Source organism: Pantoea sp. GL120224-02, assembly GCF_900215395.1.
Classification (GTDB): Bacteria; Pseudomonadota; Gammaproteobacteria; order Enterobacterales; family Enterobacteriaceae; genus Pantoea; species Pantoea communis.
This window is the reverse complement of record NZ_OBEC01000005.1, coordinates 190,266-211,653: the sequence shown is the minus strand read 5'-3', so window position 1 is coordinate 211,653 and position 21,388 is coordinate 190,266. Positions and strand designations below refer to the sequence as shown.

General features: G+C 57.9%; 15 protein-coding genes. 10 read left to right on the top strand and 5 right to left on the bottom strand.

The features are described from left to right. Window positions 1–68: 68 nt before the first annotated feature. From atzF to urtE, 8 genes are all read left to right on the top strand, one after another. A complete protein-coding gene (atzF, locus tag CRO33_RS12085) occupies window positions 69–1,865 on the top strand; it encodes an allophanate hydrolase (protein ID WP_097118407.1) in 1,797 nt (598 codons plus the stop codon). A 2-nt stretch (window positions 1,866–1,867) separates the two neighbouring features. Continuing rightward, window positions 1,868–5,485, top strand: coding sequence for an urea carboxylase (gene uca / locus CRO33_RS12080; RefSeq protein ID WP_097118306.1), 3,618 nt, complete (start codon window positions 1,868–1,870; stop codon window positions 5,483–5,485). Between the two features lie 9 nt (window positions 5,486–5,494). Next, on the top strand, window positions 5,495–6,193 hold the full coding sequence (locus tag CRO33_RS12075) for a GntR family transcriptional regulator (RefSeq protein ID WP_034826206.1): 699 nt from the start codon (window positions 5,495–5,497) through the stop codon (window positions 6,191–6,193). A 28-nt stretch (window positions 6,194–6,221) separates the two neighbouring features. Continuing rightward, complete coding sequence (urtA, locus tag CRO33_RS12070; RefSeq protein WP_097118305.1) at window positions 6,222–7,490, top strand: urea ABC transporter substrate-binding protein; 1,269 nt, start codon at window positions 6,222–6,224, stop codon at window positions 7,488–7,490. A gap of 217 nt (window positions 7,491–7,707) precedes the next feature. Beyond that, window positions 7,708–9,273, top strand: a complete 1,566-nt coding sequence (gene urtB / locus CRO33_RS12065) for an urea ABC transporter permease subunit UrtB (RefSeq protein WP_097118304.1) — start codon at window positions 7,708–7,710, stop codon at window positions 9,271–9,273. Continuing rightward, the gene (gene urtC, locus CRO33_RS12060) at window positions 9,273–10,349 is read left to right on the top strand and encodes an urea ABC transporter permease subunit UrtC (RefSeq protein WP_097118303.1); all 1,077 of its coding nucleotides are present in this window, start codon (window positions 9,273–9,275) and stop codon (window positions 10,347–10,349) included. The genes urtB and urtC overlap by 1 nt, the downstream gene beginning before the upstream one ends. Further along, window positions 10,342–11,133, top strand: coding sequence for an urea ABC transporter ATP-binding protein UrtD (gene urtD / locus CRO33_RS12055; protein WP_034826215.1), 792 nt, complete (start codon window positions 10,342–10,344; stop codon window positions 11,131–11,133). The genes urtC and urtD overlap by 8 nt, the downstream gene beginning before the upstream one ends. 1 nt (window position 11,134) lies before the next feature. Then, a complete protein-coding gene (gene urtE, locus CRO33_RS12050; RefSeq protein WP_097118302.1) occupies window positions 11,135–11,833 on the top strand; it encodes an urea ABC transporter ATP-binding subunit UrtE in 699 nt (232 codons plus the stop codon). 610 nt (window positions 11,834–12,443) lie between these two features. Here urtE and CRO33_RS12040 read toward each other — a convergent pair. The 4 genes from CRO33_RS12040 to rbsK form a co-directional block, all read right to left on the bottom strand. Continuing rightward, window positions 12,444–14,030: a methyl-accepting chemotaxis protein gene (locus tag CRO33_RS12040; protein ID WP_097118300.1), complete on the bottom strand. Its 1,587-nt coding sequence runs from the start codon at window positions 14,028–14,030 to the stop codon at window positions 12,444–12,446. A gap of 164 nt (window positions 14,031–14,194) precedes the next feature. Further along, entirely contained in the window at window positions 14,195–15,208 is a 1,014-nt protein-coding gene (locus CRO33_RS12035) for an aldose 1-epimerase family protein (RefSeq protein WP_097118299.1), read from the bottom strand. Next, window positions 15,205–16,530, bottom strand: coding sequence for an L-fucose:H+ symporter permease (gene fucP / locus CRO33_RS12030; protein WP_097118298.1), 1,326 nt, complete (start codon window positions 16,528–16,530; stop codon window positions 15,205–15,207). The genes CRO33_RS12035 and fucP overlap by 4 nt, the downstream gene beginning before the upstream one ends. Window positions 16,531–16,539: 9 nt before the next feature. Beyond that, window positions 16,540–17,457 (bottom strand): ribokinase, encoded by a 918-nt coding sequence (gene rbsK, locus CRO33_RS12025; protein WP_097118297.1) that lies wholly within the window; start codon window positions 17,455–17,457, stop codon window positions 16,540–16,542. 361 nt (window positions 17,458–17,818) lie between these two features. On the opposite strand from rbsK, the gene deoR reads away from it, so the two are divergent. Further along, the gene (gene deoR, locus CRO33_RS12020) at window positions 17,819–18,583 is read left to right on the top strand and encodes a DNA-binding transcriptional repressor DeoR (protein WP_097118406.1); all 765 of its coding nucleotides are present in this window, start codon (window positions 17,819–17,821) and stop codon (window positions 18,581–18,583) included. Window positions 18,584–18,585: 2 nt separating this feature from the next. Here the strand turns inward: deoR and CRO33_RS12015 are convergent, their stop codons facing one another. Further along, window positions 18,586–19,533, bottom strand: coding sequence for a 2-hydroxyacid dehydrogenase (locus CRO33_RS12015; RefSeq protein ID WP_097118296.1), 948 nt, complete (start codon window positions 19,531–19,533; stop codon window positions 18,586–18,588). A gap of 185 nt (window positions 19,534–19,718) precedes the next feature. On the opposite strand from CRO33_RS12015, the gene ettA reads away from it, so the two are divergent. After that, window positions 19,719–21,386: an energy-dependent translational throttle protein EttA gene (gene ettA / locus CRO33_RS12010; protein WP_072017012.1), complete on the top strand. Its 1,668-nt coding sequence runs from the start codon at window positions 19,719–19,721 to the stop codon at window positions 21,384–21,386. The last annotated feature ends 2 nt before the right edge of the window (window positions 21,387–21,388 follow it).

Sequence of the window (21,388 nt, the reverse complement as noted above, 5' to 3'; positions counted from 1 at the left end):
TTACTTACAAAAATGGCACGCGCTTTGCTCTGTTGAATTCCATCTTGTATACCAGTTGGAATTCACTCATGGCAGCAACCTTCGGATACACGCTTCAGGATTGGCAACACCGCTATCAGCAGGACCCACAGTGCATCAGCACCTTGTTGGCAGCACACCTCGACGCCATCGACCAGCAGGATAACGCCTGGCTGTATGTCGCTTCGCCCGCACAGCTGCAGGCGCAAATTGAACCCTTGCTGGCCAGTTACTTGCGCAATCCCGCTGCACTGCCGCTGTTTGGCGTGCCGTTTGCGGTGAAAGACAATATCGATGTGGCAGGCTGGCCGACCAGTGCCGCCTGTCCGGCCTTAACCTATACAGCTGAATCTGATGCCTTTGTGGTCGCACAGCTTAAAGCGGCCGGTGCGGTGGTGATCGGCAAAACCAACCTCGACCAATACGCCACTGGGTTAGTCGGCACGCGTTCTCCGTTCGGTGCGGTAAGCAACACCTTTAACCCCGAGTATGTTAGCGGTGGTTCCAGCTCCGGTTCTGCTTCGGTGCTGGCGCGCGGCCTGGTGGGCTTCTCGCTAGGCACCGATACCGCCGGTTCCGGTCGCGTCCCGGCAGGTTTTAACAACATCGTCGGTCTGAAACCGACCAAAGGCTGGTTCTCGGCCAGCGGCGTAGTGCCTGCTTGCCGTTTGAATGACACCATCTCCGTCTTCGCTCTGACGGTGGAAGATGCCTTCACCGTTGCCACCGCCGCAGGCGGTTACGATGCGGGAGACGCCTTCTCACGCAACAATCCGCACACCGCGCCTGCCAGCTTTAAGGCTCGACCTGATTTCGCCATTCCTGCCACGCCTGAATTCTTTGGTGATAAGCAGGCCGAAGCAGCCTGGTTACGTGCACTGGAGCAACTGCAAGCGGGCGGTGCGACGCTGCACCCTATCGACTTCACCGCATTCCACCAACTGGCGGAACAGCTTTATTACGGCCCGTGGGTTGCCGAGCGCACTGTCGCTGTCGGTGAGATGATCAATCGCCCGGAAGAGATGGACCCGGTGGTGTACGGTATTGTCAGCAGTGGCCTGAAATACACCGCCGTCGAGGCTTATCAGGCGGAATACCTGCGCGCTGAGCTGACGCGTCAAATCCAGCAAACCCTGGCGCAGTTCGATGCGCTTGTGGTGCCGACCTCGCCAACCATTCACACGCTGGAAGAGATGAAGCAGGAGCCGGTGCATTACAACTCGCAGTTTGGCACCTACACCAACTTCACTAACCTTGCTGACCTTAGCGCACTGGCGCTGCCTGGTCCGTTCCGCGCCGATGGCCTGCCTGCGGGCATCACGCTGATTGCGTCTGCCTGGCAGGATCGCGCGCTGGCAGGCTTCGGCATTCAGTGGCAACAGCAGATGGCGCTGACGTTAGGCGCGACCGGCAAAGCTCAGCCCGCTCAATACACCGCCTTCCCGGTGTCTGCCGATCACGTACGCGTGGCAGTGGTCGGTGCGCACCTCACCGGCATGCCGCTCAATTTCCAGCTCACCACCCGCAATGCGGTGTGGGTGGAAGAGACACAAACCGCCAGTCACTACCGCCTGTTTGCCCTGCTCGATGGTCCGATCAAAAAACCCGGCCTGCTGCGCGGTGACAGCGGTGCCGCCATCACCGTGGAACTGTGGGATATCCCACTCGCGCGCTTTGGCGAATTCGTGGCGGAAATCCCGGCACCGCTCGGCATTGGATCTCTGACGCTGGCTGATGGTCGCGTGGTGAAAGGCTTTATCTGTGAACCGGCGGTGCTGTCGCAGGCGCTGGAAATTACCGAATTTGGCGGCTGGCGCAACTGGCTGGCCTCTCAGGGGAGTAAATAACCATGTTCAGCACCGTCCTGATCGCTAACCGTGGCGAAATCGCCTGCCGTGCGATTCGCACCCTCAAGCGCCTCGGCGTGAAAAGCGTCGCCGTTTACTCCGATGCCGACCGTAACGCGCGACATGTCAAAGAAGCCGATGTGGCGATTGCCCTCGGCGGTGACAAAGCCAGCGACAGCTATTTGCGCATCGATAAAATTCTGGCTGCTGCTAAAGAGACCGGCGCAGAAGCCATCTGGCCGGGCTACGGCTTTCTCTCCGAAAGCCTGCCGTTTGCCGCCGCCTGTGAAGAGGCGGGTATTGCATTTGTTGGTCCGACGGCGCAGCAGATTGGCGAGTTTGGCCTGAAGCACCGCGCGCGTGAACTGGCGGCTAGCGCAGGTGTGCCGATGACGCCTGGCACACCGCTGCTCAACTCGCTGGAAGAGGCGCTCAGCGCGGCAGAAAACATCAATTATCCGGTGATGCTAAAAAGCACGGCGGGCGGCGGCGGTATTGGCTTAACCCGCTGTGACGACGCCGATGCGCTGCGCAATGCATGGGAGAGCGTACGTCGTCTCGGCGAACAGTTTTTCAGTGATGCAGGCGTGTTCCTGGAGCGCTTTATCGACCGCGCACGCCACGTTGAAGTGCAGATTTTTGGTGACGGCAGCGGCAAAGTGATTGCCCTCGGTGAGCGTGACTGCTCATTACAGCGTCGCAACCAGAAAGTGGTGGAAGAGACCCCGGCACCGAACCTGCCGCAGGCGACGCGTGAGGCGCTGCTCTCATCGGCCGTGCGTCTGGGCGAGTTAGTGAGCTATCGCAGCGCCGGTACCGTGGAATACATCTACGACGCCGCACAGGATGCGTTCTATTTCCTCGAAGTGAACACCCGCTTGCAGGTTGAGCATCCGGTGACGGAGTGTGTGACCGGGCTCGATCTGGTGGAGTGCATGCTGCAAGTCGCCGCCGGTGATGCCATCGACTGGGCGCGACTGCAGCAGGCCCCCAAAGGCGCATCGATTGAAGTGCGTATCTACGCCGAAGATCCGTTGAAAAACTTCCAGCCAAGTCCCGGCACCCTGACCGGCGTCAGTTTCCCGGATGGCGTGCGCGTGGATGGCTGGATCGATACCGGCACCGAAGTCTCAGCATTTTACGATCCGATGATTGCCAAACTGATTGTTCACGCCGACACGCGTGAAGCGGCGCTGGCAAAAATGCAGCAGGCGCTGGATGCCACGCAGCTGCACGGCATCGCCACCAACCTCGATTATCTGCGCCAGATTGTGGCCACCGAAGCGTTCAGCAGCGGCAAAGTCTGGACGCGTTTCCTCGACAGCTTTACCCCGTCCGCCAGCGTGATTGAAGTGCTGCAACCCGGCACCTTCAGCAGCATTCAGGATTTCCCTGGCCGCCTGGGCTATTGGGATATTGGCGTGCCACCTTCAGGCCCGATGGATGACTTCGCTTTCCGCCTCGCAAACCGCATTGTCGGCAACCACGACAGCGCCGCCGGGCTGGAGTTTACTTTGCAAGGCCCGACACTGCGTTTCCACAGCGACGCAGTCATTGCCCTGACCGGCGCAGATTGCCCGGCAGAACTGGATGACGCAAGCCTCGATTACTGGCAACCAATCAGTGTAAAAGCAGGCCAGACGCTGACGTTAGGCCGTGCGCAAAGCGGTTGCCGCACTTATCTGGCAGTACGCAACGGTTTCGATGTGCCGGAATATCTGGGCAGCCGTTCTACCTTCTCACTCGGCCAGTTTGGTGGTCATGCCGGACGCACTCTGCGCGTCGCCGATATGCTGCCGATCTCCCAGCCGCTGCTGGCCGCCTGCACCACGCCCGCGCCGATCAGTGAACCGCAAGCGCTCGATCACGTGCTGGTGCCGCACTATGGCAACGAATGGCGCATCGGCGTGCTGTACGGCCCGCACGGCGCGCCGGATTTCTTCACCCAGGCTGCCATCGACGAGTTCTTTGCCAGCGACTGGCAGGTGCACTACAACTCCAACCGTCTCGGCGTGCGCTTAGTGGGACCCAAACCGACCTGGACGCGTGCCAACGGCGGCGAAGCCGGGCTGCACCCTTCCAACGTACACGACTGCGAATACGCAATTGGCGCGGTGAACTTTACCGGTGACTTCCCGGTGATCCTGACCCATGACGGCCCGAGCCTCGGCGGCTTCGTCTGTCCGGTGACGATTGCCAAAGCGGAGCTGTGGAAAGTCGGTCAGGTAAAACCGGGCGACCGCATTCGCTTCCATCCGGTCAGCGCCGACGAAGCGGTGGCGCTGGAGAAAGCCCAGGCGCACAGCGTGGAAACCTTGCGCAGCACTCATGCGCCAGCCTTTGAGGTGCCCTCACTGGCGGCCAGTGACATCGGCTCAGCCACCTTACTGGCGGCGTTGCCTGCGACATCGACTACGCCAGCGGCGGTTTACCGCCAGGCCGGAGATAAATATGTGCTGATTGAGTACGGCGATAACGTGCTGGATCTGGCGCTGCGTCTGCGTGTGCACCTGCTGATGAATGCGCTGCGTGAACGTGCGGTGCCCGGCGTCGAAGAGCTGTCACCCGGCGTTCGCTCACTGCAGGTGCGCTATGACAGCCTGATCCTCAGCCAGAAACAGCTGATGAATCTGCTGCTGGAACTGGAAGCCGGACTCGGCGATGTCAGCCAGCTGAAAGTGCCTTCGCGCATCGTCTGGATGCCAATGGCATTTGAAGACAGCGCCACGCTCGGTGCGGTTGAGCGTTATCAGGAAACCGTGCGCGCTACCGCGCCATGGCTGCCGAACAACGTTGATTTTATTCAGCGCATTAATGGGCTGGAGAGTCGCGAAGCGGTGCGCGACACCATTTTCGATGCCAGCTATCTGATTCTCGGCCTGGGCGATGTCTACCTCGGCGCACCATGCGCAGTACCGATCGATCCGCGCCATCGCCTGCTCAGTTCCAAATACAGCCCGGCACGTACCTTTACCGCCGAAGGCACAGTCGGTATTGGCGGCATGTACATGTGCATCTACGGGATGGATTCACCCGGTGGCTATCAGCTGGTGGGCCGCACGCTGCCAATCTGGAACAAATTCCTCAAGAACGACCAGTTCGCGGCGGATGAGCCATGGCTGCTGCACTTCTTCGATCAGGTGCGCTTCTATCCGGTGACCGAAGACGAACTCACCCAGCTGCGTGATGACTTCCGCGAAGGTCGCGCCACGGTGCGTATCGAAGAGACGCTGTTTGATTTCGCCGCCCATCAGCAGTTCCTTGCTGAGCATGCGCAGTCGATTGCCGACTTCCGTCAGCGCCAGTCAGCCGCTTTCGAACAGGAAGTGACGCTGTGGGCACAGGAAGAGCAGAACGCGCCGCTGACCAGTGAAGAGACGCTGATGGCCCCGGAAGCCGACGAAGATGCGCTAGCGGTCTGTGCCGATATGAACGGCAACATCTGGAAAGTGCTGGTGCAGCCAGCTGACGCGGTGGAAGCCGGTCAGACGCTGATCATCGTCGAAGCCATGAAAATGGAACTGGCGATTGTCGCGCCGCAGGCCGGCACGGTGAAACGCATTGCCTGTCAGGCAGGACGTCCGGTGAGTCCGGGCGACACTCTGCTGTGGCTGGAATAAGGAGCTCGTATGCATCAAAGCCCACGCAGCAAAGGCCGCCCGGAAGCGCTGGCGGAGAAGGTTTATCAGGCATTGAAACAGGACATTTTTGAGTTTCGTTTGATGCCCGGTGACCGCTTTAGCGAAAACGAAATCGCCGATCGGCTCGACGTGAGCCGCACGCCGGTACGTCAGGCGCTGTTTTGGCTGGAGCGCGAGGGCTATGTCGAAGTGTGGTTCCGCAGCGGCTGGCAGGTGAAGCCGTTCGACTTCGAATACTTCGAAGAGCTGTACGACTTCCGCACCGTGCTGGAGCGCGAAGCAGTGCGCCGCCTGTGCGCGCTGCCGCCGCTGGCCTGTGCGGAAATCCTCAACGAACTGAAAGGTTTCTGGATCGATGCGCCACGCCTGGAGGATGGCAAAGCGGTGTCGGCGCACGACGAAGCCTTTCATATGGCGCTGGTAGCCGCCGCGGGCAATCAGGAGATGGCACGCATCCACGCCGAACTGACCGAAAAGATCCGCATCATCCGTCGTCTCGACTTTACCCGTGACGACCGGGTAGATGCGACATACCGCGAACACGCTCAGATTTTACGGGCGATTTTCCAGCAACAAACCGAGGAGGCACAACGCATTTTAACCGACCACATTGCCGTCAGTAAGGCAGAGGTCAGAAAGATCACATTGCATATGTTACAGCAGGCCCGGCTTCAACCCATTGAATAAAAACACTAACACATTTAGAGGGTTAACGATGAAAAGACGTTCGTTGCTAAAAGCTTTTGCGCTCTCCGCCACCGTGACCAGTTTGGGCTTTACCTTTGGTGCCCAGGCCGCTGATACCATCAAAGTCGGCATCATGTCGTCGCTTTCCGGCACCATGGCGATCTCCGAGACGCCGCTGAAAGACGTGGCCCTGATGACCATTGATGAAATCAACGCCAAAGGCGGCGTGCTGGGCAAAAAGCTGGAACCGGTGGTGGTCGATCCGGCGTCTAACTGGCCGCTGTTCGCGGAGAAAGCGCGTCAGCTGTTAACACAGGATAAAGTCGCGGCGGTGTTCGGCTGCTGGACTTCGGTCTCACGTAAGTCAGTGCTGCCGGTGTTTGAAGAGCTGAACGGCCTGCTGTTCTATCCGGTGCAGTACGAAGGCGAAGAGATGTCGCCAAACGTGTTCTACACCGGTGCGGCACCCAACCAGCAGGCGATTCCGGCGGTGGAATACCTGATGAGCGAAGACGGCGGCAGCGCCAAACGCTTCTTCCTGCTGGGTACCGATTACGTCTACCCGCGTACCACTAACAAGATTCTGCGCGCCTTCCTGCACACCAAAGGCATTCAGGATAAAGACATCGAAGAGGTCTATACGCCGTTTGGCTACAGCGACTATCAGACCATCGTTTCTAACATCAAGAAGTTCTCTGCCGGTGGCAAAACGGCCGTGATCTCCACCATCAACGGTGACTCCAACGTGCCGTTCTACAAAGAGCTGGCTAACCAGGGCATTAAAGCCACGGATATTCCGGTGATCGCCTTCTCGGTCGGGGAGGAAGAGTTGCGCGGCATTGATACCAAACCGCTGGTCGGTCAGTTAGCCGCGTGGAACTACTTCGAATCGGTGGATAACCCAACTAACGCGAAATTCGTGGCGGATTACCGTGCTTATGCCAAAGCGCACAACCTGCCGAACGCAGGCACCGTGGTCACCAATGACCCGATGGAAGCGACTTATGTCGGCATCCATATGTGGGCACAGGCGGTAGAAAAAGCGGGTACCACCGATGTGGACAAAGTGCGTGCGGCGATGGCCGGACAGACCTTTAAAGCGCCGGACGGCTTCACGCTGACCATGGATAAAACCAACCACCATCTGCACAAGCCCGTGATGATCGGCGAAGTGGAAGAGAACGGTCAGTTCAACGTGGTGTGGCAGACCGATAAGCCAATCCGCGCTCAGCCCTGGAGCCCGTACATCGCCGGTAATGATAAGAAGCCGGATTATCCGGTGAAATCGACGAAGTAATACGCAAAATGCGCGCTGATGCCCGATCTGGCTCTGTAATGGAGCCAGGGCAAAGGCATTAGCCGCCTGCGGATCTTCTCTGGCAAAGTATGGGAGAGGATGCCGAATGTGATTAACAGCGTTCTTTGCTGGATCGGTCCCCTCTCTCGCTTACGGGAGAGGGTTAGGGTGAGGTCACCAACCGCCCCCAAGCCCAACGACATACAGGATCATCATCATGACAATCCGCCGTTATCTTTGCTGTCTGCTGCTGCTCCTGCCGTGGCTCGCCCAGGCGGGCGATGGCGCGGATTTCGCCGCTGCCAGCCGCACTGATCAGGCCAACCTGCTGCAACAGTGGGCGGCCGCACCGCAGGCCAGCCGCTTGCCGCTGCTGCAGGCACTGCGCAACGAAAGCATGGTCATCGACCAAAATAAACAGCCGTTCAGCAAGCAGGATGACAAACTCATCCCGCTGGATAGCGCACAACAGCCGACGGGTGAGACCAAAAAGCTGTTTATGAACAACCGGCTACGCGTGTTAATCGCCAGCGCCCTCGCCGCCCACCAGCTGGTGAGCGAGGATCCCGCGATTCGCCTGCGTGCCGCCCAACAGTTGCAAAACGACGGTGCCGCCGATCAGTTGCCGCTTATCGAACAGCGTCTCGCCGTGGAAAAAGACACTCAGGTTCACGCCGTGCTCGTCATGGCCGCCGCCAACCTGCAACTCGCCAGCCCGGATGCCCGCGTGCGCCTCAAAGCCGTCACACTGCTCGGTGAGTCCAGCGACCCGAATATGCAGGCCAGCCTCGATCGCTTAACGCAGGCCAGCAACGAACCCGATGCGCAGGTGCGCGCCGCGGCCACGGAGAGCCTGCAACAAATCAAACATCGCCTGATGTGGGGCGATCTCTTCGGTCAGGCGTTTACCGGCCTGTCACTCGGCTCGATCCTGCTGCTAGCCGCGCTGGGTCTGGCGATCACTTACGGCCTGCTTGGCGTGATCAACATGGCGCACGGTGAGATGCTGATGCTCGGTGCGTACGCCACCTGGTTTGTACAAAACTTGTTCCAGCAGTTCGCACCGCAGTGGCTGGCGTGGTATCCGCTGCTGGCGCTGCCTGTGGCATTCCTGATCACCGCGAGCATTGGCATGCTGCTGGAGCGCACCATCATTCGTCATTTATACGGCCGCCCGCTGGAAACCCTGCTCGCCACCTGGGGCATCAGTCTGATGCTGATCCAACTGGTGCGTATGCTGTTTGGCGCACAGAACCTGGAAGTGGCTAACCCAGGCTGGCTGTCTGGCGGCTGGCAAGTGTTGCCTAACCTGGTGCTGCCGTACAACCGTATTGCGGTGATCCTGTTTGTGTTTGCGGTACTCGGCCTGACCTGGCTGCTGCTCAATAAAACGCGTCTGGGCCTGAGCGTGCGCGCCGTGACGCAAAATCGCGCGATGGCCGATTGCTGCGGCGTGCCAACCGGACGCATCGATATGCTGGCGTTTGGTCTGGGCTCTGGCATTGCTGGACTGGGCGGCGTGGCGCTGTCGCAGCTCGGCAACGTCGGCCCGGAACTTGGCCAGGGTTACATCATCGACTCTTTCCTGGTGGTGGTGCTGGGCGGCGTGGGGCAGCTGGCGGGCACCGTGGTAGCGGCCTTCGGCCTGGGCATCCTTAACAAAGTGCTGGAACCGCAGATTGGTGCGGTGCTGGGTAAAATCCTCATCCTCGTGCTGATCGTACTGTTCATTCAGAAACGTCCACAGGGCCTGTTTGCCTTCAAAGGGAGGGTAATAGACTGATGAGCCAACCCCTGACGTTAACGCTGACGCGCAAAGCGCCGCGCCTCAGTATCAGCCTCGGCATCGTGATCTCCTTGCTGCTGCTGGTGCTGCCGTTCTGCGCCCTATTACCCGCCACGCATCCGCTGGCGATCTCTACTTACACGCTGACCTTGATCGGCAAAATCCTCTGCTACGCCATCGTCGCGGTAGCGCTGGATCTGGTATGGGGCTATGCCGGATTGCTGTCTCTTGGACACGGTCTGTTCTTCGCATTAGGCGGCTATGCGATGGGCATGTACCTGATGCGCCAGGCATCGGGCGAGGGCTTACCGGCCTTTATGTCGTTCCTGTCGTGGAATGAGCTGCCGTGGTTCTGGGCCGGCACGCAACATTTTGCCTGGGCGCTGTGTCTGATCATGCTGGTGCCGGGTTTGCTGGCGCTGGTGTTCGGCTACTTCGCCTTCCGCTCAAAAATCAAAGGCGTTTACTTCTCGATCATGACGCAGGCGCTGACCTATGCCGGCATGCTGCTGTTCTTCCGTAATGAAACGGGCTTTGGCGGTAACAACGGTTTTACCGGCTTCACCACCCTGCTCGGCTTTAACGTTACCGCCACCGGCACGCGCATTGGATTGTTCGTCGCCACCGTGCTGCTGTTGTTCATCAGCCTTGGCATTGGCTTCACACTGGCGCGCAGTAAGTTTGGGCGGGTGTTGACGGCGGTACGCGATGCCGAAAACCGCCTGATGTTCGTCGGTTACGACCCTAAAGGCTTCAAGCTGTTTGTCTGGACGCTGTCGGCGGTGTTGTGTGGTCTTGCGGGCGCGCTGTATGTGCCGCAGGTCGGCATTATCAATCCCAGTGAAATGTCGCCGACCAACTCGATTGAGGCGGCTATCTGGGTGGCACTCGGCGGGCGCGGCACCTTAATTGGCCCGCTGTTAGGGGCCGCGATTGTGAACGGGGCCAAAAGCTGGTTCACCGTCGCCTTCCCGGAATATTGGCTGTTCTTCCTCGGCCTGATATTTATCCTCGTCACGCTGTTCCTGCCGCGTGGTGTGATTGGCCTGCTGCGCCGGAGGCGTGATGACTGAGCAACTGTTTACCCAACCCCATCCCGCCGATCGCCATCGCGATCAGAGCGATCCTGTGCTGCAACTGGAGAAGATCAACGTCTCATTTGATGGCTTCCGCGCGCTCACCGATCTGTCGCTGAAGATCGGCGTCGGTGAACTGCGCTGTGTGATCGGCCCCAACGGCGCGGGCAAAACCACGCTGATGGACGTGATCACCGGCAAAACGCGTCCCGATAACGGGCAGGTGATCTATGACCAGGATACCGATCTCACCCGCATGTCGTCGGTGGAGATCGCCCGGGCCGGCATTGGCCGCAAGTTCCAGAAACCCACGGTTTTTGAAGCGCTCACCGTATTCGAAAATCTGGAAATCGCGCTGAAAAACGATAAGTCGGTGTGGGCTAGTTTGCGTGCACGGCTTAACGGTGAACAGCAGGATCGCATCGATGAGGTGCTAAAACTGCTGCGGCTGAGCGGTGAGCGCCAGCGCAAAGCGGGCTTGTTGTCGCACGGTCAGAAGCAGTTTCTTGAAATCGGCATGTTGTTAGTGCAGGACCCGCATCTGCTACTGCTCGACGAACCCGCGGCAGGTATGACCGACGCGGAAACCGAGTACACCGCCGAGCTGTTCCGCAGTCTGGCAGGCAAGCATTCGCTGATGGTGGTGGAACACGACATGGGTTTTGTCGAGACGATTGCCGATCATGTCACGGTACTGCATCAGGGCCAGGTGCTGGCAGAGGGATCGTTACGCGAAGTGCAGGCGAACGATCGGGTCATCGACGTTTATCTGGGGCGCTAAGATGCTGCAAGTATCCGAACTGAATCAATATTATGGCGGCAGCCATATTCTGCGCGGTCTTTCGTTTGAGACGAAACCGGGCGAAATTACCTGCCTACTGGGCCGCAATGGCGTGGGTAAAACCACGCTGCTGAAATGTCTGATGGGGCTGATTCCGGCGAAATCCGGTGAGATTCGCTGGCAGGATAAGGTGATAAACAGTCGTAAGCCGCACCAGCGTGTACAGGCGGGCATTGCCTATGTGCCGCAGGGCCGTGAAATCTTTCCGCGCCTGACGGTGGAAGAGAATCTGCTGATGGGGCTGGCGCGCTTCCCGGGGTCGCAGGCCAAATCCGTGCCCGAGGAGATTTACGAGTTGTTCCCGGTGCTGCGCGAGATGAAAGCCCGACGCGGCGGCGATCTCTCCGGCGGGCAACAGCAGCAGCTGGCGATCGGTCGGGCGCTGGCTTGCAAGCCACAGCTGTTGATCCTGGATGAGCCCACCGAAGGGATCCAGCCGTCGGTGATCAAAGAGATCGGCGCAGTGATCCGCCAGTTAGCCCAGCGCGGTGATATGGCGATCCTGCTGGTGGAGCAGTTTTACGATTTCGCCGCCGAGCTGGCCGATCAGTATCTGGTGATGTCGCGTGGAGAGATCGTGCAGCGCGGCGCGGGTTCCAATATGGAAGCAGAAGGCGTGCGCGGGTTGGTGGCGATTTAGAGGTCTGGGGCGGATTGCCAGCCCCGGAACGGTACCAGCCTGCTCTGAACTTTCAGTGCGTGTTGTCAAAAACGGCACGATGGTAGAGGCCAGAGCGCCTCTACCCTGAAGCAACCCCTAGCCAGCTCTAAAGCGTAAGTGCGTGTTGTCAAAAACGGCACGATGGTAGAGGTCAGAGCACCTCTGCCCTGAAGCAACCCCAAGCCAGCTCTAAAGCTTCAGTGCGTGTTGTCAAAAACGGCACGATGTTAGAGGCCAGAGCGCCTCTGCTGCTGCAAGGGCTATCCGCAGCGCTGAGGCTTTTACGTTGGGCCAGGAGCCAGGCGCAGGGATGCGACTGGCAGTTCGGGTTGGCCAGGACGGCCTTACCCGAACGGTCCGTCGGCACGACGTGGAAGCCGAAGGCACCGCGTCAGCGGCGCGAGGACGGCCCGGCAGCAGCAGAGGCGCTCGGGCCCGCACTCCGGAATGCTTACCCAAACGAAAAGGCTGTCACTATTAACAGCGACAGCCTTTGCAAATATCGCCCTAACTAACAAGCATTACGCTATAAATAACGCCGCCACAGGCCAGCGCCTATCGGTGTAACGGCGTAGTTTGTTGCGCGACGTTACTGAGCCGGTTTCGACTCCAACTGGAATACGCTGATATTCTCCACCAGCGAGCCGACCTGCTGATTCAGCGCGCGTGCCGATTGGGCGGACTGCTGCGACAGCGTGGCGTTCTGCTGGGTGGCGGCATCCATATGCGTCACCGCCAGGTTCACCTGCTCAATACCCACGCTCTGCTCCGCGCTAGCGGATGAGATGTTCTCCATCAGCTCGCACAGCTGCTTCACGCTCTCGACGATCTCCTGCATCGACGAGCCCGCGCCTTTCACCAGCGTGTTGCCCTGTGCAATCAAACTCACCGAACGATCGGTTAAGCCACGGATGTTGCGTGCCGCCGAAGCCGAACGCTGTGCCAGCGCACGCACCTCCGACGCTACCACCGCAAAGCCACGCCCATCATTCCCAGCGCGTGCCGCTTCGACTGCGGCATTGAGTGCCAGAATATTGGTCTGGAACGCGATGCCATCAATCACCGTCACGATCTCGTTGATCTCACGCGAGAACTGGTGGATCTCGCCCATTGCCACCACCACTTTTTCCACCACCTCGCCGCCCTCGCCGGCGCGCTGGCGGGTATCACGCGCGATATCGCTGGCATGGCGTGCGTTCTCGGCATTGTTTTTCACCACGGAAGTCAGCTGCTCCATTGAAGCTGCGGTCTCTTCCAACGCACTGGCCTGCGCTTCGTTGCGCGCCGACAACTCGCGGCTGCCGTGTGCGACCTGATCGGTGGTATCGGCTATTGCCTCAGTCCCCGAACGCACGCCGGTCACAATACGCGTCAGGTTATGGTTCATATCACGCAGCGCCGCCATCAGCTGTGCGGTTTCATCACGTCCTGAGACCGCAATCCGGGCTCGCAGATCACCTGCCGCCACGGTCTTCGCGACGTTAATTGCCTGCTTCAGCGGACGCGTGATGCTCTGCACCAGCCAGGCCGTAATGCACACACCAACCAGCAAGATACAGCCCATCGCGATCAGCAGTAGCATGCGGGTTTTCTGGTAATGGGCGAGGTTGTTGGCTTCTATCTCCTGATGCATCTGCTGCGCGCGTTTCAGCGTGGCAGCCACCAGATCGTCGATTTGCTGTGTCGGTGCGCGGTCGATACCGGTGACCAGATGGTCAACGCGTGCCGCACTGTTAATATCGCTGATACTGTAGTTTTCCAGCGCCGCCAGATATTTGCTCTCCAGCCCGGCATGCACCGCGCGCGCCTGTTCCACGGGAGCGTCAGGTAACTCCAGCGACGTCTGAATCTGGCTCAGCTTACTCAGCAGCGCCTGCGTTTGCTGGCTCTCTTTCAAAAACGCCTTTTTGTACTTATCGAAGGTCTCCTGCCCTTGGGTGCCGCGCAACAGGGTATTTTTCCACTCCTGTACCTGTATCTTGAACTGCACCTGCGCACTGCGCGCGGTGTCGATGCTGTCGGCAATCAGGACTTCACGTGCCATCACGTCCTGATTGTTTTCCAGCGCCTGCATATTGACTTGCAGTCCGTGCAGTCCCATCAACAATGTGGCGAGCAACAGCAGCGTGGCGAGAAAACCCAGCCGCTGGCCAATTTTAAACTGATTGAGCTTCATAAATCTGAACCCTGGTAAAGAGAGAGGAGAACCAATGTGACGAATGTCACAGGCGTTATCGTCCAACAGGGCAGTTGGCTTTATAGGATTGGCAAGGATATTGCGTGACAGTTTCGTGAATAGCGAAGCGGTAAAAATTGAGGCGGCGCAAGGGCCGCCAGTGATTACAGAATGCCGGTCTCGACGCTGAAATGTCGCTTCTCGCCGGGTGCCAGCTCAATTAGGGTTCCAGCACGCTGTGCCGCCTTAAATCCTTCAGGCCGACAAGTTGAGGGCAGCACGTAAGCCGCGACCTGCTGATCGTGATTATGCAGCAGCCAGCGTGTGGCGTGGGGGAATTGTCGGCTATCGAAGCGCGTCATCAAGGCATAACCTTCCGGGGCATGCAGTTCGAACTGCACCTCGTTGCCGTATTGCGGCAGATTATCGGCAAAAAACACGATTTCCGGATCGCACATCTCCGGTTGATCTAGCTGCTGCAATGCCTGGGGATCGCGCGCCAGCCGATCAGTGTACGCGGTCCACTGGGGCGTTGGTTTTACATGTGCCGGGATCGAGGTGCGTAACTTGAACGCATCCTGCGGGATCGACTGTTTAAAGCGGCCATTGGCCAGCCAGGCGCTGTTCAGATGGCACATGTACTGCAGCGGCATTGGCACGCCCGCCAGATTGGTGACGTTCATCTCAATCTGCAAGCGCGGCGCGTTAGCGTGCAACCGCACCGCTGGAGAAGCCAGATAGTGATGACCAAAACCTTTCACATATTCGGTTTCCCCTTCCAGAGAAACGCGATCTTGCTCCAGCACCATCCACGCGCTGTCCATACGTGCGCAGGCCATTTCACCGTGCAGCGGATGTTCGTCATCGGGCGCAGGACAGCCGTTCGCCAGCAATCCAGAGTGGAAGGCAAAACAGCCGTAAGTATCGATAATCGAACTGCCTGGCAGCGGCTGTTTAAAGCTGTGCCCCATGGTGAGGGAATGGCCATCGAAGGTCGCATCCCACACCATTTGACCGTAAAACGGCAGCACAATCACCGTGCCACGCTGGTTGCTGATACGCACCGCTTCGACACCCGCCGGATAGCGAAACAACTCGACGTGGAAATAGTCATTGTGCAACAGCGTGCTGGGCGTTTCATGAAACTGCTCACGACGCAGCGGCAAACGGGTTTTCATGGCATCTCCTCAACCAGACGACCTGCCTGCATCGCCTGATTTTTATGGCGCAGTTCGCCCCAGAAATAGAAACCAACCCAGGCGAAGCACAGCAGCGACACACCAAAGGCCAGCTGCATCGACCCGAGATGATCAGAGGCGAATCCCTGTATAGCCGGGATAAACGCCGCGCCGACAATCGACATGACAATAAACGCGCCTGCCACTTCGGTGTACTTGTTATCCACCGTGGCCAGCGTGCCCGCGTAAATCGTCGCCCAGCAGGGTCCAAACAGCACACTGACAAACACTGCCGCGTAAACAGCGGTAAAGTTTGGCACAAACATCACCCACGCGAGGGTGATCACGCCGAGTACCGAGTAGGCAATCAGCACTTTTTCCGCACGGAACCGTGTCATCAGGAAGTTGGCGACAAACTTACCGATAAAGAAGCAGATAAAGCTGTAAATCATAAAGTTAGACGCGTGGCGTTCGTTTGTCGCACCCAACGTCAACGCCAGACGGATGGTGAAGGACCACACCGCTACCTGCATGCCGACATACAGGAACTGCGCCACGATGCCGCGTTTAAAGTGGCGATTACCGGCCAGATAGCGGAAGGTTTCGCCCAGCGACGGCAGTGACTTCTCACTCGACGCCGGTTTGCAGCGCGGATAACGGGTAAACAGAAACAGCAGCATCACCACCACTAACACCATCACCAGATATTTATACGGCTCCAGCGTGTGTTCCAGCATGCTCAGGCGGAAGGCATGTGCCTGCTCGGCATTCATGCCCGCCATCTGCGTATGCAGACTTTCGCCGTCCTGGAACACCAGATATTTACCCAGCACGATGCCCATCAGCGCGCCAATCGGATAGAACGTCTGGCTGATGTTAAGACGCAGCGTGGCGTGATCGCGATGGCCTATCATCGAGCTATAGGTATTCGCAGCGGTTTCGAGAAAGCTTAAACCAATGGCGATGGCGAAGATCGCCGTGAGGAACATGGTGTAAGTCGCCATATGTGACGCCGGATAGAACAGCACGCAACCGACGATATACAGCACCAATCCCATCAATATCGCCAGCTTGTAAGTGGCTTTGCGGATCACCAGCGAGGCGGGAATCGCGATCAGGAAGTAGCCACCGTAAAAGGCACTCTGCACCAGCGCACTGGCAAAATCGCTCAGCGCAAATACGCTTTTGAATTGCGTAATCAGGATATCGTTTAAGCTCGCGGCACAACCCCACAATGGGAACAGGCACGAGAGCAAAATGAACTGAAACAGTGGCGTCTTATTCAGATAGCCGTCAGATTGCTGAACAATGTTCTGTTGCATGACTCGACCTCAGTTTAGGTTGAGAAAACGCTGGAAGGTTTCCGCGTCCGGGTAGGAACGTTGCGTGCCGCGTCCAGTGACGCTGCAGGCGGCATAGGCCGAGGCTTGCGCCATCGCCGTGGGAATATCGCCGGTCTTCACCAGCGTGTGCGCAAAGCAGCCGATAAAGGCATCACCGGCACCGCTGGTGTCCACCGCCTTCACTGACGTTGGCGCGACCTGATGCAGCGTGTCGCCCGCCATCCACAGTGAACCGCGCGCACCCAGGGTGATAATCAGGTTTTTGAGGCCGCGCTTGAGCAGCGTCTGGCCTGCACGGATCACCTCATTATCGGTTCCGACCGGCATGCCGGTGAGGATCTCCAGTTCGGTTTCGTTAGGCATAAAAAAGTCGCACTTGCAGGCGTAATTGATATCGAGATTCGCCACTGCCGGCGCCGGGTTGAGGATCACTTTGATGTCATGCTGACGGGCAAAATCAATCGCGTAATAGACGGTTTCCAGCGGGATTTCGAGTTGCAGGATAATCAGTTGGCACGCTTTCAGCCCCTCGGCCGCCGCATCAATATCGGCCGGTTTGAGCTGCTGGTTGGCGCCTTTGATGATCAGAATGCGGTTCTGCGATTGATCATCAACAAAGATCGGCGCTACGCCGCTGGAAGTGCCCGGCGCGGTGGTGACAAATTGGGTATCGACGCCCTGTTGTTTCAGGTTCGCCACGGTGTTCGGCGCAAACAGATCGTCACCCACTTTGCTCACCATCATCACGCTGCCGCCCATTTTCGCCGCGGCCACCGCCTGATTTGCGCCTTTGCCACCACAGCCGATGGCGAAATCAGGCGCTTCCAGCGTTTCGCCCGCTTTCGGCATCTGATTGGTGTAGGTAATGAGGTCCACCATATTTGACCCAATAACCGCGATATCCATTGTTTACTCCCCGGTGAATTTTTAGCATTTAAATGTTATTTAAATCACACTAGCAGGTATACAAAGTAATCTGTGTGACAAAATTCACATCCTGAGCAGCGTATGAAAACGATTTTTCTGACAGAAAGGCCCGCAACAATGTTATTATTTTAACAAAACAACATCAGCGCCGTTGACGCTTTCAGCGGGGTGTGGGAAGTTTGCGGGGCGATTTCATTACAGGTAAGATTGAAAAACTGCCGGCTAGATAAGTCGCAAATCATTAAAATATGAGAGATTTACCTTGGTTTGTCGGTGGCGCTTCTCTCGCGCCGACGGGTAAAACTTTTCCCCTCAGGATAGCCATAACACAGAGATGCTCATGGAAACCCGGCGCGAAGAACGTATTCACAAGCTGGCGCAAGCACTGAAGCGCACCGATAAGCTGCACCTGAAAGATGCGGCGCAACTGTTGGGCGTCTCAGAGATGACTATTCGTCGCGATCTGACTGAGCCAGCTTCGACGGTGGTCCTGCTCGGGGGCTACATTGTCAGCGATCCGAAAAGCCATGCCGGGCACTATTTCGTCTCCGACCAGCACGGGCAAAACGCTGCACGCAAACAGCGCCTGGCGCAGGCCGCAGCCAGTTTGATCAGCGAAAATGACACGGTGTTTTTCGACTGTGGCACCACCCTGCCTTATATCGTGGATGCAATTCCGGACACGCTGGCGTTCACCGCGATTTGCTGCGCCATGAACACCTTCCTCGCGCTGAAAGAGAAACCCGCCTGTAATGTGATATTGAGTGGCGGCGAGTTTCATGCCGATAACGCGCTGTTTACACCGATTGGCGCTCACTCGATCCTCGACGATCTCTGCCCGACGCTGGCCTTTATCTCAGCCGCGGGGATCGATCCGGAACAGGGCGCAACCTGCTATAACATCAATGAGCTAGCGATGAAACATCACGCCATGCTGCGTTCGCGCACGCGCGTGTTAGTGGCGGACAGCAGCAAATTTGGCAAAGTGCTGCCCGCGCGCATTGGCGAGCTACGCCATTTTGATTTACTGGTGAGTGACAGCGCGCCAGAACCGGCGCTGAAGAGCTGGCTGGCGCAACAGAACATCCCGCTGCGCCTGCCTTAAAATTATGCCTTGCGATCGATCACCGCGTCGCCGTCGCGCAGACGGCGCAAGTTATCGCAGATCCCTTTGATAATTCCCTTCATTGAGACATCGGTGACGCCGCCAATGTGCGGCGTTGCGATCACGTTATAGCGGAACACCGGATCTTGTGGATCGGGTGGTTCCTGCCAGAACACATCCAGCCCGGCTCCAGCCAATTTTTTTGTCTCCAGCGCTGACAGAAAGGCCTGTTTCTCGATCAGTCCACCGCGTCCCAGGTTGATCAGGAAGCTGTCTGGTTTCATCTGCGCCAGCGCATCAGCATTAATGATGTTATGCGTCGCCGCATTGTCAGGCAGACTGAGCACGACAAAATCGGCTTGCTGCAACAGTTCCGGCAACTGCGCCATATTGCCGACCCAGTCGAGTTGATGTTGACGCGCAAAAGCTTCATCCGCTTCACGTTTTACCCCGATCATGCGCATACCAAACGGAGCAAGTCGCTTCGCCAAAGCTTTGCCGATGCCGCCCAGCCCCACCAGTCCCACGGTTTTGCCCATCAGGCCTAAGCCAATGGGTTGACCCAGTCTCTGCTGCGCCAGGCAATCGGCGATCTCATGCTGGCGACGTGCCAGGCCAATCATCATCCAGATCCCCAATTCCGCCACCGAATCGGCATTACCGGAATGGTCGGAGGGAACATTCGCCACCATAATGCCGGCCTTTTTGGCCGCTTCAAGATCGACACCTTCCAGCCCGACACCCGCCTGCTGCAACAGCTTCAGGCGATCGGCCGTGGCGATCAGTCGGGCATCCACCCGGCACATACCAGGAATTAGCGCATCAAAACCGGCCAGACTCTCCGCCGCATGGCCCGCCGAGGCAATAAACTCCATATCCGGTAACGTCTGACGAATGGCCGGAATTAATCCGCCCCAGGCATGTTCATCTGCAGCAATCAGCACTTTCATCGAACCCCCTCCGTTTTCCAGGCAAAAAAGCAGCATAGCGACTGTTGAGTGAGAATCAATCAGTTATCCCCTGTTCAACCCCACTCCAGAAGATTCAACGCCATGCGGCTGTGATTGCCAGGTGAAAACGGCTAAACTTCAGCATCTGAGGTTCCACCATTCACAGACCAGAGGCTCATTACAACGTGGCTCAATTCGTCTATAGCATGCATCGCGTCGGCAAAGTGGTTCCGCCGAAGCGTCACATTCTGAAGAACATCTCTCTTAGCTTCTTCCCTGGCGCCAAAATCGGTGTACTCGGCCTGAACGGCGCGGGTAAATCCACCCTGCTGCGCATCATGGCCGGTATTGATACCGATATCGAAGGGGAAGCACGCCCACAACCGGGCATTAAAGTCGGCTATCTGCCGCAGGAACCCAAACTCAATCCAGAGCACACCGTGCGTGAATCTGTGGAAGAGGCGGTTTCTGAAGTGGTTGGTGCGCTGAAGCGTCTCGACGAAGTGTACGCACTGTATGCCGATCCTGATGCCGATTTCGATAAACTGGCTGCCGAACAAGGTCGTCTGGAAGAAGTGATTCAGGCGCACGATGGCCATAACCTCGACACCCAGCTGAACCGTGCTGCTGATGCGATGCGTCTGCCAGACTGGGATGCCAAAATTGGCAACCTGTCCGGTGGTGAGCGCCGCCGCGTCGCGCTGTGCCGCCTGCTGCTCGAAAAGCCAGACATGCTGCTGCTCGACGAACCGACCAACCACCTGGATGCAGAATCCGTGGCCTGGCTGGAACGTTTCCTGCACGACTTTGAAGGCACCGTGGTGGCGATCACGCACGACCGTTACTTCCTCGATAACGTTGCAGGCTGGATTCTGGAGCTGGACCGCGGTGAAGGTATTCCGTGGGAAGGTAACTACTCTTCCTGGCTGGAGCAGAAAGATCAGCGTCTGGCGCAGGAAGCTTCTTCTGAAGCGGCGCGTCGTAAGTCGATTGAAAAAGAGCTGGAGTGGGTACGTCAGGGCGCGAAAGGCCGTCAGTCTAAGGGCAAAGCCCGTCTGGCGCGTTTCGAAGAGCTGAACAACACCGAATACCAGAAACGTAACGAAACTAACGAATTGTTCATTCCACCAGGTGCGCGCCTCGGCGACAAAGTGCTGGAAGTGACCAACCTGAGCAAATCGTATGGCGACCGCGTACTGATCGACGATCTGACCTTCTCGGTGCCGAAAGGCGCGATTGTCGGCATCATCGGCCCGAACGGTGCCGGTAAATCGACCCTGTTCCGCATGATGTCCGGTCAGGAACAGCCCGATTCTGGCACCATCGAGCTGGGCGAAACCGTCAAGCTGGCGTCTGTGGACCAGTTCCGTGACGCGATGGACAATTCGAAAACCGTGTTTGAAGAAGTGTCAGGTGGTCAGGACATTATGCGCGTCGGCAACGTTGAGATGCCAAGCCGTGCCTATGTCGGCCGCTTCAACTTCAAAGGCACCGATCAGGGCAAACGCGTTGGCGAACTGTCCGGTGGTGAGCGTGGTCGTCTGCACCTCGCGAAACTGCTGCAGGTTGGCGGCAACCTGTTGCTGCTCGATGAACCGACCAACGACCTGGACATCGAAACCCTGCGCGCGCTGGAAAACGCCCTGCTGGAGTTCCCAGGCTGTGCCATGGTGATCTCGCATGACCGTTGGTTCCTCGACCGTATCGCCACCCACATCATCGATTATCAGGATGAAGGTAAGGTGGAGTTCTTCGAAGGTAACTTTACCGAGTACGAAGAGTACAAGAAACGCACCCTCGGCGCTGACGCGCTGGAGCCGAAGCGTATCAAGTACAAGCGTATGGCGAAGTAATT

Excerpts from the sequence above, each read along its gene's own strand:
- urtD (WP_034826215.1), top strand. The coding sequence starts at position 10,342 with ATGACTGAGCAACTGTTTACCCAACCCCATCCCGCCGATCGCCATCGC.
- urtC (WP_097118303.1), top strand. The coding sequence starts at position 9,273 with ATGAGCCAACCCCTGACGTTAACGCTGACGCGCAAAGCGCCGCGCCTC.
- CRO33_RS12075 (WP_034826206.1), top strand. The coding sequence starts at position 5,495 with ATGCATCAAAGCCCACGCAGCAAAGGCCGCCCGGAAGCGCTGGCGGAG.
- fucP (WP_097118298.1), bottom strand. The coding sequence starts at position 16,530 with ATGCAACAGAACATTGTTCAGCAATCTGACGGCTATCTGAATAAGACG.
- urtB (WP_097118304.1), top strand. The coding sequence starts at position 7,708 with ATGACAATCCGCCGTTATCTTTGCTGTCTGCTGCTGCTCCTGCCGTGG.
- deoR (WP_097118406.1), top strand. The coding sequence starts at position 17,819 with ATGGAAACCCGGCGCGAAGAACGTATTCACAAGCTGGCGCAAGCACTG.
- CRO33_RS12015 (WP_097118296.1), bottom strand. The coding sequence starts at position 19,533 with ATGAAAGTGCTGATTGCTGCAGATGAACATGCCTGGGGCGGATTAATT.
- urtE (WP_097118302.1), top strand. The coding sequence starts at position 11,135 with ATGCTGCAAGTATCCGAACTGAATCAATATTATGGCGGCAGCCATATT.
- CRO33_RS12035 (WP_097118299.1), bottom strand. The coding sequence starts at position 15,208 with ATGAAAACCCGTTTGCCGCTGCGTCGTGAGCAGTTTCATGAAACGCCC.
- uca (WP_097118306.1), top strand. The coding sequence starts at position 1,868 with ATGTTCAGCACCGTCCTGATCGCTAACCGTGGCGAAATCGCCTGCCGT.
- rbsK (WP_097118297.1), bottom strand. The coding sequence starts at position 17,457 with ATGGATATCGCGGTTATTGGGTCAAATATGGTGGACCTCATTACCTAC.
- urtA (WP_097118305.1), top strand. The coding sequence starts at position 6,222 with ATGAAAAGACGTTCGTTGCTAAAAGCTTTTGCGCTCTCCGCCACCGTG.
- atzF (WP_097118407.1), top strand. The coding sequence starts at position 69 with ATGGCAGCAACCTTCGGATACACGCTTCAGGATTGGCAACACCGCTAT.
- CRO33_RS12040 (WP_097118300.1), bottom strand. The coding sequence starts at position 14,030 with ATGAAGCTCAATCAGTTTAAAATTGGCCAGCGGCTGGGTTTTCTCGCC.